This is a genomic window from Rhizobium ruizarguesonis (genome assembly GCF_012349115.1).
GTDB classification, from domain to species: Bacteria; Pseudomonadota; Alphaproteobacteria; order Rhizobiales; family Rhizobiaceae; genus Rhizobium; species Rhizobium ruizarguesonis.
This window is the reverse complement of record NZ_PQIG01000106.1, coordinates 1-19,477: the sequence shown is the minus strand read 5'-3', so window position 1 is coordinate 19,477 and position 19,477 is coordinate 1. Positions and strand designations below refer to the sequence as shown.

General features: G+C 60.3%; 18 protein-coding genes. 13 read left to right on the top strand and 5 right to left on the bottom strand.

Annotated elements, in window-relative coordinates:
• The first annotated feature begins 321 nt into the window (after positions 1-321).
• Positions 322-1,773: an APC family permease gene (locus C3Y91_RS28675; RefSeq protein WP_018073574.1), complete on the top strand. Its 1,452-nt coding sequence runs from the start codon at positions 322-324 to the stop codon at positions 1,771-1,773.
• A 58-nt stretch (positions 1,774-1,831) separates the two neighbouring features.
• On the top strand, positions 1,832-3,310 hold the full coding sequence (locus tag C3Y91_RS28670; RefSeq protein WP_024323639.1) for an aldehyde dehydrogenase: 1,479 nt from the start codon (positions 1,832-1,834) through the stop codon (positions 3,308-3,310).
• Positions 3,311-3,431: 121 nt separating this feature from the next.
• On the opposite strand, the gene C3Y91_RS28665 is transcribed toward C3Y91_RS28670, so the two are convergent.
• Together C3Y91_RS28665 and C3Y91_RS28660 are read right to left on the bottom strand one after the other, a co-directional pair.
• Entirely contained in the window at positions 3,432-3,944 is a 513-nt protein-coding gene (locus C3Y91_RS28665) for a flavin reductase (protein ID WP_018073576.1), read from the bottom strand.
• 9 nt (positions 3,945-3,953) lie between these two features.
• Positions 3,954-5,516, bottom strand: coding sequence for a 4-hydroxyphenylacetate 3-hydroxylase N-terminal domain-containing protein (locus C3Y91_RS28660; RefSeq protein ID WP_024323638.1), 1,563 nt, complete (start codon positions 5,514-5,516; stop codon positions 3,954-3,956).
• A 53-nt stretch (positions 5,517-5,569) separates the two neighbouring features.
• Between C3Y91_RS28660 and C3Y91_RS28655 the strand changes: the two genes are divergently transcribed.
• The 11 genes from C3Y91_RS28655 to C3Y91_RS28605 all read left to right on the top strand — a co-directional run bounded on the left by C3Y91_RS28655 (position 5,570) and on the right by C3Y91_RS28605 (position 17,164).
• Positions 5,570-6,505, top strand: coding sequence for a helix-turn-helix domain-containing protein (locus C3Y91_RS28655; protein ID WP_024323637.1), 936 nt, complete (start codon positions 5,570-5,572; stop codon positions 6,503-6,505).
• A 170-nt stretch (positions 6,506-6,675) separates the two neighbouring features.
• Positions 6,676-7,620, top strand: coding sequence for a helix-turn-helix domain-containing protein (locus C3Y91_RS28650; RefSeq protein ID WP_376774820.1), 945 nt, complete (start codon positions 6,676-6,678; stop codon positions 7,618-7,620).
• Between the two features lie 126 nt (positions 7,621-7,746).
• Positions 7,747-9,153 carry an aldehyde dehydrogenase family protein gene (locus C3Y91_RS28645; RefSeq protein ID WP_024323635.1) on the top strand — a complete coding sequence of 469 codons (1,407 nt, stop codon included), beginning with the start codon at positions 7,747-7,749 and terminating at the stop codon, positions 9,151-9,153.
• 3 nt (positions 9,154-9,156) lie between these two features.
• A complete protein-coding gene (locus tag C3Y91_RS28640) occupies positions 9,157-10,752 on the top strand; it encodes a GMC family oxidoreductase (RefSeq protein ID WP_024323634.1) in 1,596 nt (531 codons plus the stop codon).
• 69 nt (positions 10,753-10,821) lie between these two features.
• Positions 10,822-12,078 carry an ABC transporter substrate-binding protein gene (locus C3Y91_RS28635; RefSeq protein WP_024323633.1) on the top strand — a complete coding sequence of 419 codons (1,257 nt, stop codon included), beginning with the start codon at positions 10,822-10,824 and terminating at the stop codon, positions 12,076-12,078.
• Between the two features lie 84 nt (positions 12,079-12,162).
• Positions 12,163-13,029 (top strand): branched-chain amino acid ABC transporter permease, encoded by an 867-nt coding sequence (locus C3Y91_RS28630; RefSeq protein WP_168576098.1) that lies wholly within the window; start codon positions 12,163-12,165, stop codon positions 13,027-13,029.
• Positions 13,026-14,063: a branched-chain amino acid ABC transporter permease gene (locus C3Y91_RS28625; protein WP_024323631.1), complete on the top strand. Its 1,038-nt coding sequence runs from the start codon at positions 13,026-13,028 to the stop codon at positions 14,061-14,063. The genes C3Y91_RS28630 and C3Y91_RS28625 overlap by 4 nt, the downstream gene beginning before the upstream one ends.
• On the top strand, positions 14,060-14,764 hold the full coding sequence (locus C3Y91_RS28620) for an ABC transporter ATP-binding protein (protein WP_003550310.1): 705 nt from the start codon (positions 14,060-14,062) through the stop codon (positions 14,762-14,764). The genes C3Y91_RS28625 and C3Y91_RS28620 overlap by 4 nt, the downstream gene beginning before the upstream one ends.
• Positions 14,764-15,483 (top strand): ABC transporter ATP-binding protein, encoded by a 720-nt coding sequence (locus C3Y91_RS28615; protein ID WP_024323630.1) that lies wholly within the window; start codon positions 14,764-14,766, stop codon positions 15,481-15,483. The genes C3Y91_RS28620 and C3Y91_RS28615 overlap by 1 nt, the downstream gene beginning before the upstream one ends.
• 15 nt (positions 15,484-15,498) lie before the next feature.
• Positions 15,499-16,215, top strand: a complete 717-nt coding sequence (locus C3Y91_RS28610; protein ID WP_130682224.1) for an SDR family NAD(P)-dependent oxidoreductase — start codon at positions 15,499-15,501, stop codon at positions 16,213-16,215.
• Between the two features lie 10 nt (positions 16,216-16,225).
• Positions 16,226-17,164 (top strand): helix-turn-helix domain-containing protein, encoded by a 939-nt coding sequence (locus C3Y91_RS28605; RefSeq protein ID WP_024323628.1) that lies wholly within the window; start codon positions 16,226-16,228, stop codon positions 17,162-17,164.
• Positions 17,165-17,185: 21 nt separating this feature from the next.
• Here C3Y91_RS28605 and C3Y91_RS28600 read toward each other — a convergent pair whose 3' ends face one another.
• From C3Y91_RS28600 to C3Y91_RS28590, 3 genes are read right to left on the bottom strand one after another with little or no spacing between them, the layout of a single operon-like run.
• Positions 17,186-17,575: a nuclear transport factor 2 family protein gene (locus tag C3Y91_RS28600; protein ID WP_024323627.1), complete on the bottom strand. Its 390-nt coding sequence runs from the start codon at positions 17,573-17,575 to the stop codon at positions 17,186-17,188.
• Positions 17,576-17,584: 9 nt separating this feature from the next.
• Positions 17,585-18,364 carry a MoaF C-terminal domain-containing protein gene (locus C3Y91_RS28595; RefSeq protein WP_024323626.1) on the bottom strand — a complete coding sequence of 260 codons (780 nt, stop codon included), beginning with the start codon at positions 18,362-18,364 and terminating at the stop codon, positions 17,585-17,587.
• A 13-nt stretch (positions 18,365-18,377) separates the two neighbouring features.
• Positions 18,378-19,163 carry an SDR family NAD(P)-dependent oxidoreductase gene (locus C3Y91_RS28590; protein WP_024323625.1) on the bottom strand — a complete coding sequence of 262 codons (786 nt, stop codon included), beginning with the start codon at positions 19,161-19,163 and terminating at the stop codon, positions 18,378-18,380.
• Between the last annotated feature and the right edge of the window lie 314 nt (positions 19,164-19,477).

Here is a 19,477-nt window from a genome sequence, read left to right as displayed (position 1 = left end):
CGGTCTCCTCTTTTTGTCCGGTCGCCGTTCGATACCGGTTGGTGTTACGGGCACCTGTCTGGGTCATCATCGTCGATGTCCGGTCCTCCATGCCGGCCAAACTACTTAACATGCGAAATAACTTGACAGGTGTAGCCGTTATTTGCAAGTCTATATTTGAAGCAATGGTTCAATATATGAACCATATGCGCTGACCTGCGCGCGGCCAAGAGCAAAAGAAAAAACGCGGCAGATTAGTCCGGTTCGAAATGACGGCGATTTGGGAGGACGCGTTTTCCCGGAGCGCAATCGGATAGTTGCAACAAGGGGAACTTGAGCAAAATGGACAATCAATTCTCAACAGGCGCAGGTGAAAACCAGCTGCGCAAGAACAGTCTCGGCGTCGGCGCCGTGACATTTCTGGTGGTTTCGGCCGCAGCGCCGCTGACGGCGGTCGCTGGCGGCGTGCCTCTGTCGATGATGCTCGGCAATGGGCCGGGCATCCCGCTGACCTTTCTGCTGGTCACGGCGATCCTCGTACTGTTTGCGGTCGGCTACGTCGCCATGGCGCGCCACATCCGCAATGCCGGTGCCTTTTATGCCTATACCGCCCAGGGTCTCGGCGGCATGATGGGCGGTGCAGCCGCCCTCATTGCCATCCTTGCCTACAATGCCATGCAGATTGGCGTTTTCGGTCTCTTCGGTGCGGCAACCGCAGGGTTCTTCGCGGGCATCGGCCTTGAATTGCCATGGTGGGTCTGGACCTATATCGGCATCGCCGTCGTCGCGGTCTTCGGCTATCGGCGCGTTGATCTGTCGGCTAAGATATTGACGGTCCTCGTCATTCTTGAATATGTCGTCGTGCTGGTCATCGACGCCGCTATCTTGCTCAAGGGCGGTGACAGCGGCATCTCGGCCGTACCCTTCACGCCCGCCGCCTTCATGAGCGGAACGCCGGCAATCGGCATTCTCTTCTGCTTTGCAGCGTTCATCGGCTTCGAAGCAACCACGATATACAGCGAGGAAGCCCGCGAGCCGCACAAGACCGTGCCGCGCGCGACCTATATCTCTGTCCTTATTATCGGCCTCTTCTACATGCTGACCTCGTGGCTGATGGTCAACGGCGCCGGCGCCGATAAGCTCGTTCCCGAACTGCAGGGCCTCGCCGATCCTACGACCTTCCTCTTCGGCCTTGCCGAACGCTATGTCGGTCACTGGATCGTCCCGGTCATGAACGTACTCTTCATCACCAGCCTGTTTGCCGGCGTGCTCGCCTTCCACAATGGCGTCGCCCGCTACATGTATGTCGCCGGCCGCGAAGGTCTGCTGCCGAAGTCTGTTGGGGTCACCCACCCTGTCTTCCAGAGCCCGCATGTCGGTTCGGTGATCCAGACGATTGTTGCCGCTCTCGTCATCGCGCTCTTCGCCTTTACGGGGCAGGATCCCGTGCTTGCCCTCTTTTCGTGGCTCACTAATGTCGGCACGCTTGCCATCATTCTGCTGATGGCCTTCACCGCATTCGCCATCGTCGCCTTCTTCAGCCGCAATCCCGGCCTCGAGGGCAATGTTCTCGTGACCAAGATCTTGCCGGTGATCACCGGCATCATCCTGCTGGGTCTAGTCTACTATATCACGGTGAATTTCGGCGCGATCGCCGGCGCAAGCGGTGTGCTCGCCGTGCTTCTGCCGGGGCTGGTGGTGATTGCCGCCATTGTCGGCTTGATGGCAGCTGCCCGTCTGAAGTCGGAAGATGCTGCCGGTTTTGCCCGGCTCGGCGCCGGACAGGAAGCCTGACATATCTGGATCATGATGGCGGACGCCGGTCCGCCATCTCTTTCGTAAGGAGATTGAGATGCAGGACAAGATCGACCAACTCCGCTCGAGCGTCGTCTCGCCGCAATCGCTGTTCATTGGCGGCGAGTGGCGTACACCTTTAAGCGGCGCGACAATGGATGTCATCTCGCCGATCGACGGATCGAAATTGACAACTATCGGCGATGCCGGGGCGGCGGATGTCGATCTCGCCGTTAGGGCTGCGCGCACCGCTTTCGAGAAGGGCGCGTGGTCGAAGGCAGCGCCCGGCGAGCGCAAGAAAATCCTGTTCCGGATCGCCGAACTGATCGAGCGTGATGCGCTGGAATTGGCGGTTCTCGGCGTGCGCGACAACGGTACGGAAATCAGCATGGCACTGAAAGCCGAGCCCGGCAGCGCCGCCGCCACCTTCCGCTATTACGCCGAAGCCCTCGACAAGGTCTACGGCGAAATTGCACCCACCTCCGAAAGCGTTCTCGGCCTCATTCACCGCGAGCCCGTCGGCGTCGTCGCCGCTATCGTGCCGTGGAATTTCCCGATGATGATCGGCGCCTGGAAGATCGCGCCGGCGCTGGCAGCCGGCAACTCGGTGGTGCTGAAGCCCGCCGAAGGCGCATCGCTCAGCCTTCTGAAACTGGCGGCGCTGTGTGCTGAAGCCGGCTTGCCGGAGGGAGTGCTCAATGTTGTCACCGGCCGCGGCACGGTCGCCGGAGAGGCGATCGGCCTGCATGGCGATATCGATGTTCTCGTCTTCACCGGCTCCGGCGGCGTCGGCCGCCGGCTGCTCGAATATTCGGCGCGCTCCAACCTGAAGCGGGTCTATCTCGAACTGGGCGGCAAATCGCCCAACATCGTCTTCGCCGATGCGCCGGACCTCGAACTGGCCGCCAAGGTCTCGGCATTCGGCATCTTCAGAAACTCGGGACAGGTCTGCGTTGCCGGGTCGAGACTCCTGGTCGAGCGGTCGATCCACGAAGCCTTCGCAGAACGGATCTCAGCCATTGCCGAAAAGATAAAGGTTGGCGATCCGCTGTTGCTCTCGACCGAATCCGGCGCCATCTCCAGCGAGATCCAACTCGAGAAGGACCTCGGTTTCGCCGCCCAGGCGCTGTCCGAAGGTGCAAGACTGAGGACCGGCGGCGGCCGTATTCTTCAGGACACCGGCGGTTTCTACATGCAGCCGACCGTTTTCGACGTGACGCCGCAGATGACGCTGGCCAGAGAGGAGGTTTTCGGACCGATCCTCTCCATCATTCCCTTCGATGACGATGCAGAGGCAATCAGCATTGCCAATGCCACGCCTTATGGCCTCGCTTCAGCCGTGTGGACCAGCAACCTGTCTCGCGCCCATCGCATGGTGCGGGGGGTCAAGGCCGGCGTCGTCCACGTCAATACCTATGGCGGCGCCGACAACACCGTGCCGCTCGGCGGCATCCGCCAGTCGGGCAACGGCCACGACAAGTCGCTACACGCCATGGAAAAGTATCACAATCTGAAAACGGCATGGATCCAGCTCTAGCTTGGTCGAACACTTTGCCGAGAGCAGGGGTCGCAGTTGAAATGTCGGACGCATCTGAAGTTGAAGCTTCCGCGCGCAGCCCATTCGCTGTCAGCTGCAACGTGGCTGACAGCGAATACCTTCAACCTCCGAAGCTGCCAAGTTGCGTCGGGACATGAACATAATTCCGGTCAAAATACAGTAATGCGTTGCCGTCGGGACGGGATCGGATGCCGGCGATCCGCCCGATGAAAATGTGATGGCTGCCGACAAGTCTTGCCTCGGACAGCTCGCAATCAAATGAGACGATCGCATCCGCGAGAGCATCCGTACCTGAAGGCATTGCGACCCAATCCGCAGAGGCGTAGCGCGCCTCCATATCGGCGGTTGCTCCGGCGAATTTCCCGGCTAGCTCTCTGTGGTCGTGACTTAATACGTTCACGCAGAACCGGTGGTTTTCCAGAAACAGTGCAGTTTGGGCGGATCGGCTATTCATGCAGACGAGCAGCGTCGGCGGCTCATCCGTCACGCTGCACATGGCCGTGGCGGTGAACCCGCCGCGACCGGCGGGACCATTGGTGGTGATGACGTTGACCGGCGCGCAAACGCGCGCCATGGCGTTGCGGAACTCGGTTTTGGAAAAGGCCTCCTCCATGGTCGCCTCCTATTCAGCAGCGGACTTGAACTGGTCTGCATTGCCGATCGGCGGCAACCAGGTGTCACCGGTCCAGCCGTTTTCGTCGTAGTCGCTCATGCAGGTATCGACCAAGGCCTCCATTTCGCGCAACCGTCCGCCACGCTCGGCCCCCTTCAACACTTGAAGCCGGACTTCTTCCGGCGCTCCGGCATAGTTCAATTCGTAGAGCGCATGCCGTCCGCCGAACTCGGTTCCGGTTGCGTCCCACAACAGCTTCATGATCTTGATGCGTTCGATATGGCCCATGTCGTTGGAGCCGCGCACATACTGGCCGAGATAGCGGTCGATCTCCGGATTGCCGAAATCCTTGGCCGAGGACGGCAGGTAGATCAGTCCCGAGGCGACGACCTTGCGGACCGTCTCGATGACGCGGGGATAGGCTTCCGACATGAAAGTGCGATAGGCGAGAGCCGCCTCCAGATTGGGCAGCACTGCGCCGTTCGCCCAGTGGATCGGATTGTAGGCCATGGCGTTGGAGAAGCTCCAGAACATGTGGCGCAACGCGATGACTTCACCAAGTGCGGCCTGATTGCCGCGGAAGGCATCGCCGCCGGTCGCCCGCAATGCCTTGGCGAGCAGGCCCGCCAGGAAGTCGAGTTTGACGGCGAAACGCGTGCAGCCCTGGAAGCAGTAGCCGTGCATGAAGCCGGAAGCGGGATGGAAGGACAGGATCTTCGGCGCATCGCGCAGGACCAGCACGTCCTCCCAGGGGATGAAGACGTTGTCCAGAACCAGGATGGCATCGTTCTCATCGAAGCGGGAAGAGAGCGGGTAGTCGAACGGCGTGCCGACACGATTTGCCGTTTCCTCATAGGAGACGCGGCAGAACATCTTGATGCCGGGCGCATTCATCGGGACGATGAACATCACCGACAGCGACGGGTCTTCCGTGACCGTCGCCGAGCTCTGTGCCAGGAAATTGTAGTGCGTCAAAGCAGAGGACGTCGCCACAACCTTGGCGCCCGAGACGTAGATGCCGGCGTCGGTTTCCTTGGTGATATGAACGAATACGTCTTTTACGGCATCCGCCGGCTTGTGGCGGTCGATCGGCGGGTTGACGATCGCGTGGTTCATGAAGAGAGCCGCTTCCTGGGCACGCTTGTGCCAGGCGAGTGCATTGTCCTTGAAGGGACCGTACCAGTCGGCATTGGCGCCCAGCGTATTCATCAATGCTGCTTTGTAGTCGGCGGTTCGGCCCATCCATCCATAGGACATGCGGGCCCAGTCGGCGATCGCACCCTGTTGAGCGACGAGATCGGCGGAGGACTTTGCGACACGGAAATATTTGTGGGTGTAGCCCCCAGAGCCGGTGTCGGTCGGCGATGTCAACCGTTCCTTGGTCTTTTCCGCATGCAGCGCATCGTAAAGCCTGGCGAGCGAGCGGGCGGAATTGCGCATCGAGGGATGCGCGGTCACGTCCTTGACACGCTCACCATTGATGTAGACCTCCCGCCCGTCACGCAGGGATGCCAGATATTCCTCACCGGTGAAGGGCCGCTTGGTATCGGCCCGGAAATCTTCTGATCGCATGTCGTCCTCCCTTGATGTGAGACAAATGCTAGTCCTTGCGTTCGCCTTCCACCATGGACAGAATAGGGAAATCACTTGTACTTTTTACGGCGGCCAGCATGAACGACATCGTCCCAAGTTTCTTTGTCTACGGCGAACCGGATCGCCCTTTGGAGATCGGATTTCTTCATGTCGAAACGGTGATGGCGCGAGCAAATCTCCATTCCGGCCAGGTTCGGGCCCATAAACATGATCGGATGATGCAGGTCACGTTCTGGACCAGCGGCAGCGGATCCTATTTCATAGAAGATCAACGTTTGGACTTTTTGGCGCCTGCCGTCAGCTTCGTGCCGAGCGGCGTCATCCACGGCTTCAACGTCGATCCGCTTGTTTCAGACGCGGTCGTCGTGTCGATCGCAGACAGTCTGCTGCCGTCGATCGCCGGTCAGACGACGCTGCCGCTGGATCGCCCGGTGATGGTGACGGGGCAGGGCGCGGAAGCGTTCTGGGAGAGACTTCGGCGGACCATGCAACTAATTCTGGAGGAGTACTCCGAGGGGAGAGGCCAGGCCGATACGATCCTTTCACCATTGGTTGCCGCCATGCTGACCCAGATCCGACGCCTGGCGTCCGACGCGCCGACGCTGGCACAATCGCCACAACGCCTGCTTGCTGGTGACCTTCGACGGCTGATCGACCGGCATTTTCGCGAGAACTGGCCGGTTGCGCGCTACGTTTCGAGCCTCGGCACCACGCCGCATCTTCTTGCCAAGGCCGGGCACATGGCATTCGGCCAGGGCGTCAAGGACATGATCGCCGAGCGTCGCCTGCTCGAGGCCAAGCGGCTGTTGCTTTTCACCATCCGATCGCTCGAGGACATAGCCTACGAGGTGGGCTTGAAGGATGCCGCTTATTTTTCGCGCTTTTTCCGCGCGCGGACCGGTATGCCGCCCAGTGAATGGCGGCGGCAAAACATAGCTGGTGAGAAGAGTCGGGATGACGGACTCTAGTTAACATGTGAAATATATTGACAGGGCGATCGATCTTCGACACTCTTTCAGTTTACCGGTCTCAGGTGTTGCCGCCTTTTTGCGCTTGTGGGAGAGTCGCGCGAGACGGACATGTCGTTGACTGACACTGTTGGGAGGCAGAGTTGGAGCTCTTGAACAATCAGGCCCTGATGCAACACGCATGGGCAACCGTTCCCTATGATCAATGGACCAGTGATCTCCAATCGATCTGCGGCAACTTCAATCCGAAAGCAATGGAGAGCGGCAAGGCCGTAACGGGGGCAGCCCGGCGTATCGATGTCTGCGGTATGGAGTTCGCCCATGTTTCCAATGATCTCGATCGCGTCCATCGAGATTGGGATGACATTCGCCGCGACGCCAACGAACACCTTTTTCTCATCATGCAGCTCGAAGGGTCCTGTGGTCTCGAGCACGTCGGCCTCCAGGCAGTCCTGGATGTCGGTGATTGCATTCTCGTCGACTCGACCCGGCCCACGACATTCCATTTCGGTGGACAGTTCAGCAATCATCTGTCGCTGCATTTGCCACGCCAGATCATGTATGCCGAAAGCCCGATCGATTTCGACATCGCCCGCAAACTCGAGGCCTTTGACCCGATGGCAATGATGCTGCGTGCGCTGGTGGCGAAGATCATGTCCAATTCGGCATCGGATGCCGCGTCCGCCAATCTGCGGCACCTGATGTTCAATGCGACGCGACAGGCCTTCGTCTCAAACGGCGACGCCATGTCCGCTCTCAACGACAGCGCTTCGCGGCGGCTGGAAATGGTCGACATACTGATCGACCGACACCTGACCGAGAGCGATCTCAGCGCCAAGTGGCTGGCGACACGGATCGGGGTATCCATCCGCACGTTGCAGCAGGATTTTCAAGGTATCGGCATGACCTGCACCACGGTCATCCGTGACAAGCGGTTGCGCCTTGTGCGTGAAAAGATTGCGCAGATCAAAGATCAAAGAAGCCCAAGGACGATCGCGGAAGTCGCCTATTCGGCCGGCTTCAATGATATTTCCTATTTCAATCGCAGCTTCAAGGATCTGTTCGACTGCGCGCCGACCGATCTGCTCAGGCCGGTGACATCAACCGCACAATAGTGCGGTTTGAATACTTGATGAGCCGACGGCCTGTTGCGTTTCAAACCAAGTCGCGGCGCGCTCCTGCCCAAGACGGCTTTCTTCTGCCCCGTCATACTCCTTCCAAAGCTCAGGGAGGAGCCAATCGTGAAGCAGTACAGTCTGTTCATCGGCGGAGCACGCATCGAGACCGCAACCTATGCCGACGTTCGCAACCCATCGACCGGCGAAGTCGTCGGTCAGATGCCGCTGGCGACGGCGGCGGATCTCGACCTTGCCGTTGCCGCCGCCTCAGTCGCCTTTCGCACTTGGAGCCAGGCGTCGGAAGAAGAGCGCCAGGCCGCCTGTCGCGCCATTGCCGAAAAGATCGCAGCCAATGGCGAGGAACTTGCACGCCTTTTGACGCTGGAGCAGGGCAAGCCTCTCAATGGTCTCGGTTCCCGGTTTGAAATAGGTGGTGCACTTGCGTGGACACGCCATACGGCAGAGCTGAATCTGCCCATCGAAATTCTGCAGGACGACAATGAAGGACGTGTCGAATTGCATCGCAAGCCGATTGGCGTCGTCGGTTCGATCACACCCTGGAACTGGCCGGTGATGATCGCTTGCTGGCATATCGTGCCAGCGGTGCGAGCCGGCAATACGGTCATCATCAAGCCCTCGCCGCTGACACCACTTTCGACGATCCGTCTTGTCGAGATCATGAATGAAGTGCTGCCGCCCGGCGTCGTCAATGTCATCACCGGCGAAAACAGCATTGGTGCAGCACTTTCCGCCCATGACGGCATCGCCAAGATGACCTTCACAGGCTCGACCGAGACCGGCAAGAAGGTCATGGCTTCGGCTGTCGCGACGTTGAAGCGCCTGACGCTCGAGCTTGGCGGCAATGATGCCGGTATCGTTCTTCCCGATGCCGACCCTGCACAGATCGCCGAGGGCCTGTTCTGGGGAGCCTTCATCAACAACGGCCAGACCTGCGCAGCGCTGAAGCGCCTTTATGTGCACGACAGCATTTATGAAGACGTCTGCGCACGGCTTGCCGACTACGCCGGCAGGATCGTGATCGGCGACGGCCTTGACGAAACCAGCATTCTTGGCCCGGTCCAGAACGAAATGCAGTTCAACAAAGTTCGCGAACTTGTCGATGATGCGCGCGCCAATGGCGGCCGAATTCTCGCCGGCGGCACGCCGATCGATCGGCCGGGTTACTTCTATCCGATCACGCTTGTTGCCGACGTCGACCATGGTGTTCGTCTCGTCGACGAAGAGCAGTTCGGGCCGGCACTGCCGATCATTCGTTACACCGATATCGATGAGGTCATCGCCCGCGCCAACACCAATCCCGCCGGGCTTGGAGGCTCTGTCTGGTCGGCAGACGCCGAAAAAGCCAAGCGCTACGCAATGCAGCTCGAATGCGGCTCGGTCTGGATCAACAAGCACGGCACGATCCAGCCGAACGCGCCCTTCGGCGGCGTCAAACAATCGGGCATCGGTGTCGAGTTCGGCTCCGAAGGGCTGAAGGAATTCACCACGATCCAGACGGTGTTGAGCTGAGCCATGGCGAACTTCGACTATATCATCGTCGGTGGCGGATCGTCCGGCTGTGTGCTGGCAAACCGGCTCTCCGAGAACCCGGAAAACAAGGTCCTGCTGATCGAATCCGGTCGGCGTGACACCGATCGCTGGATCCATGTTCCAGCGACCTTCTTTAAGGTTCTCGGCAAGGGTGTCGACATTCACCCCTATGCCTCCGAGCCGGAGAAGGGCCTCAACGGCCGCCCTTGCATTACCCCGCAGGGAAACGTGCTCGGCGGTGGCAGTTCCGTCAATGCGATGATCTACATCCGTGGCCACAGGAACGACTACGATACGTGGTCGCAGATGGGGTGTCACGGCTGGTCCTACGACGATGTGCTGCCGGCTTTCCGATCGCTTGAGAATAACGAAAGCCTCAGTGGCGAATTTCATGGCCGCAGCGGCGGCCTGCACGTCTCGAACCCTCGTCACCGCCATCCGCTGAGCGAAGCCTTCATTCAGGCAGCCACGGAAGTCGGCATTCCTTATAATCCCGACTTCAACGGTGCAGACCAGGAAGGCGTCGGGTTCTATCAGAGTACGACTTACCGGGGGCGTCGTTGGAGTTCCGCGCAGGCGTTCCTGCGCGACGCGGAGATAAGGCCGAACGTCACGATCCTGACCGAACGCAAGGTCGCCCGCATCCTGTTCGAAGGTCGGCGGGCGACGGGTGTCGCGTTGCAGGATGGCACCATATTCACCGCTTCCAAGGAAATCGCCCTGACGGCGGGTGCGATCGCGACACCCAAGATCCTGCAGCTTTCGGGCATTGGCGAGGCCGAGCATCTGCGCTCTCACGGCATCAATGTGGTGGCCGACCTGCCGGGCGTCGGCGCAAACTATCAGGATCATCTCGAAGCGCCGGTTCAAGGCGAAACCCACGAGCCGATCTCCATCCTCGGGCATGACAGTGGGATTCGCGCCGCCGGACACATGGCGCGCTACCTGCTGTCGCATCGTGGCCTGCTTTCATCGAACGTCGTCGAATGCGGTGGTTTCGTCGATACGGCGGGCACCGGCCAGCCGGATGTCCAGTTCCATGTCCTGCCGGTTCTTGTGGGCTTCGTCGACCGCGATCCCGAACCCGGTCACGGTCTCAGCATCGGCCCCTGTTACCTTCGGCCGCGCTCGCGCGGCACCATTCGTCTCAGAAGCGCCGACCCGAATGACAGGGCGGAGTTCAACGCCAATCTCCTCTCAGACCCGGCCGACCTCGATACGTTGGTGCGCGGTGTCGAGACAGCGATCCGCATTCTGGATGCGCCAGCACTTGCGAAGCTTATCAAGCGACGCGTCCTGCCGAAACCGGGGGTCGAAAGTGATCCCGCGGCATTGCGAGACTACATCCGCCAGACCGCCAAGACCGTTTTCCATCCGGCGGGCACGGCGCGCATGGGGCGAGCTGACGATCCGATGGCGGTTGTCGGGGCCGATCTGAAAGTGCGCGGCGTCGAGGGTCTGAGGGTATGCGACGCGTCGGTGATGCCGACGCTGGTATCGGGCAACACCAATGCTCCGGTGATGATGATTGCGGCGCGCGCGGCCGCCTTCATGACAGGCAAGGCGATCGCCGGCTGAGGCAGAGATTCCACGATGGAAGACGTTCGCGGGGAGTGCGGACAATAACGGAAACTGGAGGAGGAAACGATGAGAATAGATATGAGGGGGCTGGTGGTCGGCCTCGGCCTGATGCTGCTTTCGGCATTCAGTGCTCATGCCGCTGCATCCTGCGGCGACAATACCGGCAAAGCCGCGACCGGCGAACCGATTGTCATCGGTGCGATCACCGGCAAAACCGGTCCGGACGATTTTTCGAATTCAACCAGGGCGGCCAAGGCCTATTTCGACTGCTTGAACGCCAATGGCGGGATCAAGGGGCGGCCGGTCAAATATCTGGTCGAAGACGATCAGTGGAATCCTGAGACGGCCGCTCAGCTAGCCGCCAAGCTCGTCAACGACGAGAAGGCAGTGCTGATGGTCGGCAATTCGAGCTTTGTCGAATGTGGCGCAAACGCGGATTTCTACAAGAAGTCCGGCATTGTCGTCGTCGCTGGCGTCGGCGTTCCTCGCGAGTGCTTCTTTGCCGAAAACTACGCCGCGACGAATGCCGGACCGCGCGTCTCCACGCTGGGCGCCATGGGCTACGCATTGGATCAGCTCAAGGCAAAGTCGGTGGTCTGTATCGGTCCGAACATCCCGAATGTCGGTACATGGTCCTGCGACGGCATTAAGTCTCTGGCCAAGGAAAAAGGCTTTACGGCCGAAACGATCCTGATGGATCCCGGTACGGCCGACTCGACCTCGATCATCCTGCAGGCGGCGGCTTCCAAGCCTGATGTCATTATCCTCGGCCTTCCCAAGGGCGTCACAATCCCGCTTCTGACCGCGGCCGAAGAACAGGGGCTCAACCAGACCATCAAGTTCCTCAGTGCCGCATCGGCTTATGACCTTTCGGTGCCCGGTACAATTGGCGCAGGCTGGGATGGTAATTTCTATGTCAACATGGAGTTCAACGATCTCGAGGCCGCGACGCCCGACAATCAGAACTGGCTTGCCGTCATGGACAAATATGGTCAGCCGTCCGATCCGCGCGACACGTTCGCCCAGGCCGGATATCTTGCCGCCCGGATTGCCGAGAAGGCACTGATGTCACTTGATCCCAAGGACATCACCCGCGAAAGCACCAGTGCCGCCATCCGGCAGGTCAAGGGCTTTGCCAGCGATATTTTCTGCGCGCCTTGGTATTTCGGCGATGGTCAGCCGCGCCACAATGCAAATTCAACGACGCGCATGGCAGTCAGCGAAGGCGGCAAGTGGAAGGTGATTTCCGATTGCGCGCCATCGCCCGATCCGGAGTTGGCCGACATCCGCGCCTTTGAAAAGAGCGCCGGAATAGCTCCATAAATTGAGGCATCACGCATCATCCCGTGGTCCGGGCCACGGGATACGCTGCCCGCCGTCTCTTCGGCCGCACATCGGAATCCGCTCATGACCTTTTTACCATTTCTGATATCGGGTCTCGGAATTGGGGCCGTCTATGCCCTCTCAGGCGTCGGCCTTGTCATCCTCTTTCGGGCAACCGGGGCCCTTAACTTCGCCTTCGGCGCGTTTGGTGCTATCGGCGCGCATTGCGCCTGGCAGCTTCTCGAATGGAAAATGCCGCTTTCCGTGGCCATCCTCGCGGCCGTCGTCGTGTCCACGGCGATCAGCTTTCTCTACGGGCGGATCTTTGCGCCTATGCTATCGCATCGCGATACGGTCGTGCGCGCCGTCGGGACCTTGGCGCCGGCCTTGGTGCTGATCGCCCTGATGGGAATTATCTGGGGTGAGCTGCCGCGTCGCCTGCAGTTTCCGACCGACCAGATGTTCATTTCCCTCTTCGGTGTTCGCCTGACCTATACGCGCATCATCGCCATCCTGCTTGCTGTGGTGATGGTTGGCTCGATCACACTGCTGCTCAATCGGACGCGCCTCGGCCTTGACATGCGAGCCTTGGCCAACGACCGCGACCTGAGCGCAATTCTCGGTGTTCGCATTCTCTACACAGAAACGGCGGCATGGGTCATTACCGGCATTTTTTCCGGTTTCGCCGGCCTGCTGCTTGCCGACCTCGTCCGCCTCCAGTGCACGTTCCTGACTTTGCTGGTGATCCCAGCGATCGCGGCGGCAATTCTCGGCCAACTGCGCTCGCTTTGGGAAACGGCTGTCGCTGGGCTTCTGATCGGCATTGCCGAAGCTGCGCTCACCCCGGTCGGCTGGATCTCACCCTATCGCGCCGCCGCACCTTTCATTATCGCGCTCGTCGCGGTGACGATCTTGGGGAGTACGGCCAAGGCCGTATTGAAGGACCGATGATGACTTCGCAACAGACGATACAGGCATTACCGGAGCGCGTTCCGGTGGCCCGCTTTCCCAAACAGCTTCTTCAAGTTCCCGCGACGATGGCTCTGTTTGCTGCCGTGGTCACGTGTCTTGCCAATTCCTACTGGCTGTCGGCCGCAACGTCGGCGGTGGCGCTGTCGCTCTCGGTGGCGGGGCTGGCGATCCTCTATGGGCAGCTCGGCCTGGTCTCGCTCTGCCAATTCGCGCTCGTTGGGGTTGGCGGGTGGGTAACGCTTCGTGTCGGCCACGCCTTTCACCCGCCGTTCGAATTCAGCCTTCTGGCCGGAGGCATCGTCGCTTCCGTGGTCGGCCTTGCCTTCGGCTTGCCGGCGCTGCGCTTGAGGGGGCTTTATCTTGCCCTGGTCACGCTGATGCTCGCGGGGGCGTTTCAGATCATCATCAGCGCCTGGGGCTTTCCCGACGGCGGCAGCGGTTTTCTCGGCCGCGCCGACGGTTCCGGCCGTGCCATGCTCCCCCGGCCTGAAATCGCCGAGGGAGCCGTCGGCTATTTCCTCTATGTTTGCCTTGCCGCGACGATCGCTCTGCTGATCGCCCAATGGCACAAACTGGGACGACCCGGCCGCGCCTGGGCTCTGATCCGCAAGGGCGAGACGGTCGCCATTGCAAGCGGCGTCAATGTGCTGACCTACAAGGCATGGGCATTCGCGCTCAGCGGCTTCCTCGCGGGCGTTTCTGGTGCACTGCTTGCCGGAAATGTCGGACAGCTCGATGGTCGTGCGTTTGGCGCCTTCGAAAGCCTGAACCTCTTCGCCCTGGCGATCGTCGGAGGCGTCTACAACTGGTACGGAGCGCTGATTGCCGGGCTGCTGCTGCGGGCGGTGCCGGCACTGCTGACCGATCTCGGGATCGATGGATATGTGACCATCGGTATTTTCGGCGTCGCTCTGTTCCAGGCATTGGCGACGGCACCATCCGGCATCGCCGGACAGATCGCCTCGCTGATCGCCCGGCTGCGATTCGGTTCGGCAAAGGAGAGGGCGCGATGATCGCCATCGACAACCTTGTCGTCCAGTTCGGCGGCGTCAAGCCGATCAATGAATTGACTGCGACGCTTGCTGCGCCAATCGCCGGTCTGATTGGCCCGAACGGTGCGGGTAAGACAACCCTGCTCAATGTTCTCTCAGGTTTCGTTAGGCCGGCTCGTGGCAGCGTCGCACTGAATGGCGAACAACTGCTCGACCTTGCACCGCTGCAGCGCGTGCGCGCCGGCCTCCGGCGGTCTTTCCAGACAGAGCAGGTCGTCGAGGATCTGACGGTGTCGGGCAATCTCGCCGCGATCGCAGATCATGTAGTGGCGCCGCTAAATCGCGCCGCGGCCATCGATGCCGCTCTTGCTTTTGTCGGCCTCCGACCGGTGACCGATAAGCTCGGCCAGTCGCTCAATCTGTTCCAGCGCCGTCTGGTCGAGCTCGGCAAATGCGTGATCGGCAATCCCAGGCTCATCCTGCTCGATGAACCTGCCGCCGGCCTGACGGAAGAGGAGGGCGGCATGTTTCGCGAACTCGTTTTGCGCATCCCCGCCGAAGTCGGAGCGCAAGTGTTGGTGATCGATCACGACGTCGAGCTCATTCGGGCGATGTGCAGCGAGACGATGGTGCTCGATTATGGAAAGCTGCTGGCGCTGGGGCCGACGGAAGCGGTGCTTGCCGACCCGAACGTGCGTCGCGCCTATCTGGGGGAATTCTGATGGCAGCGATCTCATCCGTGGTCGTTAAAAACCTCGCCGTCGAGCGCGGTGGCAAACGGGTCATCCACGATGTCTCCTTTGCCATCAAAAGCGGAGAAATCACCGCTTTGCTGGGTGCCAACGGCGCCGGTAAGTCGAGCACCGTTATGGCGCTTGCTGGCGTCCTGCCTATCGCTGGCGGCAGAATGCGGCTCGACGCGACGTCGCTCACCGGGCTTTCTCCCGATCGCATCCGCCGGGCCGGCCTGGCGCTGGTGCCGGAGGGCCATCGGGTGCTGGGCCAGCTGTCGGTGGAAGACAACATTCTCGTTGCTGCCTTCGATGGATCGCCTTCCGCCCGTCGGGAGGGACTCGAAAGAGCCTATGAAATATTTCCCGAACTTGCCCAGCGCAAACGCCAGCTGGCTTCCGATCTCTCGGGGGGCCAGAAGCAGATGGTCGCGATGGCGCAGGCGTTTATCGCCAAGCCAGGCTTCATGGTGGTCGATGAGCTTTCGCTTGGGCTGGCGCCGGCTGTGGTCAAGCGGCTGGCGGAAGCACTAAAGATAGCAGCCCAAAACGGCATCGGCGTGCTCCTGATCGAACAGTTCGCCAACCTTGCTCTCGATCTGGCCGATCACGCGATGGTCATGGAGCGCGGCCGGCTGGTCTATGACGGTGCTTCCACGACGTTGAGGGCCAATCCCGAAATCCTGCATGGCGCCTATCTCGCCAGCTGATCTCAAGGAGAGACGATGACCTTTGCCAACGATCTTTTTACCGGCCGAACGGTCGTTATCCCCGGCGGAACTTCGGGCATTGGGGCTGCGACGGCTGAGCGTTTTGCTGCGCTCGGTGCCCGGGTCGTCTGCTGCGGCCTTGGCGCCGCCGGCGGACCACGCAGCGAGCGGATCGAGAGCCGGGACATCAACGTCCTTCAGCCCGGCGCTCTCGACGATTTCTTCGCGAGCCTCAATCAGATTGATGTGCTCGTGAATTGCACCGGCGTCAGCCGCGATCGCGACGAATGGAAGAAAGAGAAGTTCGATGAGGTCATAGCAATCAACCTGACGTCCGTCATGGATTGTTGTCGCTTGGGCCGCAGCCGGATGACATCCGGTTCGTCCATCATCAACATTGCGTCCATGTATTCGACGTTCGGCGCCGCAGATCGGCCAGGTTATTCGGCCAGCAAGGGAGCGATCGTACAACTGACAAAGTCGTTGGCGCAGGAGTTTGCGGCGGAGAATATCCGCGTCAATGCCGTCGCGCCGGGCTGGATCGTAACGCCGCTGAGCCGGGCATTGTTTGCCGATGAAGTCGTTTCGGCGCCGATCAGAAACCGCATACCGGCGGGACGATGGGGCGAGGCGGCGGAAGTCGCCGACGCGATCGTCTTCCTGTCGTCCGAGGCAGCACGCTACATAGCCGGCGTCTGCCTGCCGGTCGACGGCGGCTACCTGACCTCATGAGGAAGACAGCATGGAACCGGTTTTCTCATCCGTTAAAGTTGCAGGGGGAAGGGATTTTCCGAGCGTTGCCCGCAGCTTGTTCGGCAATGTGCGGCTCGATTTTCAATCGGGTGACGAAGATCAAAGCCGGCTGTTGTCGGCAATGCTCGGCACCTGCCGCCTGACGCTGCTGGAAGCCGATACGCACACGGTTTTTGGCGAGCACGTGACCCTCGGCTCGGACTCTCCCGATGCCATCAAATTGGTTTTCCAGACACATGGCTTTTCGTCCCTCAACCAAAATGGCCGTAGCGTTCCAGTCGGCGCCGGCGCGAGCATCATGTATGATCCAAGCCGTCCCTATGTGCTGACCAACAGAACGGCTGTCCGCCTGCTTCTCCTGCAATTGCCCCGTCGCGCGCTTCCAGTTCAAGCGGTCAACCGGCTGATGGAGCCGTTTGTCGCCATGCCCGAACATGCGGGGATGCAGCGCATCCTGCTTTCGCTGATGGATTCGACAATCCGGGAGATCGGCAGGTTGGACGACACGGTGCGTGCCAGCCTCGGCCAGACGATGATCGAGCTCGTTCGCACCATGATCGGCGATCCGCAGCGGGAACGATCAAGCGCCCATTCCCTTGACCTGCTGCGACGGCGTGTGAAGGACTTTGTCTCGGACCACATCTCGCGGCCCGATCTCGATGTCGGCATGATCGCGCGCCGTATGGGTTGTTCCATTCGCTACGTCTATCGTGCATTTGAGGCCGAGGGCACGACGCCGGCCGACTATATCTGGAGCCTGCGGCTGGAAAGAGCCGCATCCCGACTACGGGACGCTGCATGCCGCCCGGGCGAAATATCGGAGATTGCCTTTGCGCTTGGGTTTTCTTCGAGCGCGCATTTCTCCCGGGCGTTTCGTGGCCGCTATGCGCTTTCGCCCTCCGATTGGAGAAAGGGCGGCCCGGCGTGAATCCGCGAGGCCGCCACGCGTTTATCGCATTGCGTCCGCTACACGCAGCGTGTCGGTGAATTGTTCGAAGCGCCGGATCTTGTCGTCTGCGACGCTCCAGACGTGAACGACACGCGCCTTGAAGGACTTGCCGGTCTGTCTGTAAGTCCCGGCATAATCACCGATTCCGATCACGTCGCTGCCTGCATCCAGCAGCCGTTCCAGGGCGAACGTGTAGCCGTCGAAGGCTTCTCCGAGTGCGAAAAAAACGTTTTTGAGAACCTCTTGCGGACCGACATAGGTGCCGGCACAGGGAAAGCCATCCATTTCCGTCCATCGGCAATCGGCGGCGATGTCGGCAAGCATGCCGTCCATATCCCGGCGCGCGTTGGCGTCGTAGTGTGCCTTCACGATTTCATAGGCTGTGCGCATCGTTCTGCCTCAAACTGGTTCCTGCCCGGGGAGATAGTAGGTCATCGACGCCTTGCGGATGAAGGCGCCCGCCGGGCTGTTCTGGATATGGCCATCACCAGTGATGCCAAGGAATTTGCCTGTTGAACGCATATCCTTGAAATTGTAGAAGAATGTCGAGGCGACAGCGATCTTGAATTCGCGGAAGGTGAAGATGTACTGATCATCGTCGAACTTGTAGGTGGTCGTCAGGTCGACGTCACCGTGCCCGCGTTGCACGCCGACAAGGCATTGCCATGCATAGCGTTGCGACGACAGATAGGTATGTTCGTAGACGTGGTTCGGGCTATAGGTGAAATGCGCCCTTAGCCCGATCAGATCCCGGCTTTCGGCGGGCACCGGTCCGCTGACCGCGCCGCCTTCGAGAATACCGGGTCGGAAAATCTGCGCCACCTGCGGCTCTCCGACGGATTGCTCCTTTTCGCGAACAATCGAATAGATCGAGAGAACGCGGCGGCTGGAAACGTTCAGGATCAAGGTCTCGGCTTCTTTGGGTCGACCCGCGAAAATGACTTCGACGAAGAAGGTGTCGGGCGCAACCTCGATGACTTCGACCTTGTCGGTTGCGCTGTCATCGCCGTCCGACCATTGCACATTGTCATCGTGGAAGGTGAGTTGAAGCTTGCGTCCGTCGTCAAAGGCGATCGCGTGGGATGAGCCGGAAAGGGCATTCGTCGCCGGCAGTCGGTTCGCGTCGATCCCGTATGCGAACTGATCGTAGGTTTTCCAGTCTTTCGGATTCTGGTTCATTATTGTCTCCTCCTCAGGTGAATGCGAGCGTGGGCAGATCGACAGTCCCGGCTCCGCCGTCGACGGTCAGGATGGCGCCGTTGACCATTGCGGCTTCCGCCGAGGCCAGGAAGCAGACTGCATTGGCGACATCTTCAGGCGTTGCGGGACGGCCAAGCGGCACGTCCTTCGTCACCAGGGCATAAGCGTCCTCGATGCTCTTCAGCTTGAATTTTTCCATGATGAATTCCATCTGCTCGTCGGCCATCGCCGTCGTCACCCAGCCGGGGCAAACGGTGTTGGTCCTCACGCCGAGGCGGCCGTAGTCCCGAGCCAGCGACTTTGCCAGGCCGATACAAGCATGTTTCATGGTGACGTAGCCTGCGGCATCCGGACCGGCAAAAAGCCCCGCTATCGAGGCAAGCACGACGATGTTGCCCTTACTCTCGATCAGATGCGGCAACGTTTCGCGCGCACTGACGAAGGCCGTGTTGAGGTTGAGCCTGATGGCCAGATCCCAGGTCTCGTCCGACATGCTGACCGTGGGGCCGACACCGTGACCCCCGGCATTGGCCACGAGAATATCCAGGCTGCCGAACTGCTCGGCGACGGCAAGAGCGGCAGCCTTCATGCTGGCGCCGTCGGCTGCATCGGCGACAACGACCGCGGCTCCGATCTCTTCGGCAACGGCGTGAAGTGGGTCCGGACGCCGCCCCACGAGCGCAACATTGCCACCCTCCAACCGAATGCGGCGCGCGACCGCCGCACCGATTCCCGTTCCCCCGCCCGTAATCAAGGCGGTCTTGTTCTTAAAGCGCATGATGTCTCCTCTCACCTTGAGGAATATCATGGCCCAAAGCGGCGGAGCCGTCGTGTCCACTTCTGCAGTAAGTTTTGACTGAGAGTGCACAGACCACGGTGAGCAGACGATGTCGATTGGCCTGCCTGCGCCGAGGCCACCATATGCGTTCCATATATAGGCGTTACGCCTCAGAGATATCCTCGAATCTCGACCAATTTTACAAGTCTCTGTGCGATCAGGCCCCCGCAACCAAACAAATAGCCGCCTTCAGGGCGCCTCAGACCGCTGACAAACCCGTCGATTTTTCGGCGGGTTTTGTTTTTGCGGATTGG

Excerpts from the sequence above, each read along its gene's own strand:
- C3Y91_RS28675 (WP_018073574.1), top strand. The coding sequence starts at position 322 with ATGGACAATCAATTCTCAACAGGCGCAGGTGAAAACCAGCTGCGCAAG.
- C3Y91_RS28670 (WP_024323639.1), top strand. The coding sequence starts at position 1,832 with ATGCAGGACAAGATCGACCAACTCCGCTCGAGCGTCGTCTCGCCGCAA.
- C3Y91_RS28665 (WP_018073576.1), bottom strand. The coding sequence starts at position 3,944 with ATGGAGGAGGCCTTTTCCAAAACCGAGTTCCGCAACGCCATGGCGCGC.
- C3Y91_RS28660 (WP_024323638.1), bottom strand. The coding sequence starts at position 5,516 with ATGCGATCAGAAGATTTCCGGGCCGATACCAAGCGGCCCTTCACCGGT.
- C3Y91_RS28655 (WP_024323637.1), top strand. The coding sequence starts at position 5,570 with ATGGACAGAATAGGGAAATCACTTGTACTTTTTACGGCGGCCAGCATG.
- C3Y91_RS28650 (WP_376774820.1), top strand. The coding sequence starts at position 6,676 with ATGCAACACGCATGGGCAACCGTTCCCTATGATCAATGGACCAGTGAT.
- C3Y91_RS28640 (WP_024323634.1), top strand. The coding sequence starts at position 9,157 with ATGGCGAACTTCGACTATATCATCGTCGGTGGCGGATCGTCCGGCTGT.
- C3Y91_RS28635 (WP_024323633.1), top strand. The coding sequence starts at position 10,822 with ATGAGAATAGATATGAGGGGGCTGGTGGTCGGCCTCGGCCTGATGCTG.
- C3Y91_RS28630 (WP_168576098.1), top strand. The coding sequence starts at position 12,163 with ATGACCTTTTTACCATTTCTGATATCGGGTCTCGGAATTGGGGCCGTC.
- C3Y91_RS28625 (WP_024323631.1), top strand. The coding sequence starts at position 13,026 with ATGATGACTTCGCAACAGACGATACAGGCATTACCGGAGCGCGTTCCG.
- C3Y91_RS28620 (WP_003550310.1), top strand. The coding sequence starts at position 14,060 with ATGATCGCCATCGACAACCTTGTCGTCCAGTTCGGCGGCGTCAAGCCG.
- C3Y91_RS28615 (WP_024323630.1), top strand. The coding sequence starts at position 14,764 with ATGGCAGCGATCTCATCCGTGGTCGTTAAAAACCTCGCCGTCGAGCGC.
- C3Y91_RS28610 (WP_130682224.1), top strand. The coding sequence starts at position 15,499 with ATGACCTTTGCCAACGATCTTTTTACCGGCCGAACGGTCGTTATCCCC.
- C3Y91_RS28605 (WP_024323628.1), top strand. The coding sequence starts at position 16,226 with ATGGAACCGGTTTTCTCATCCGTTAAAGTTGCAGGGGGAAGGGATTTT.
- C3Y91_RS28600 (WP_024323627.1), bottom strand. The coding sequence starts at position 17,575 with ATGCGCACAGCCTATGAAATCGTGAAGGCACACTACGACGCCAACGCG.
- C3Y91_RS28595 (WP_024323626.1), bottom strand. The coding sequence starts at position 18,364 with ATGAACCAGAATCCGAAAGACTGGAAAACCTACGATCAGTTCGCATAC.
- C3Y91_RS28590 (WP_024323625.1), bottom strand. The coding sequence starts at position 19,163 with ATGCGCTTTAAGAACAAGACCGCCTTGATTACGGGCGGGGGAACGGGA.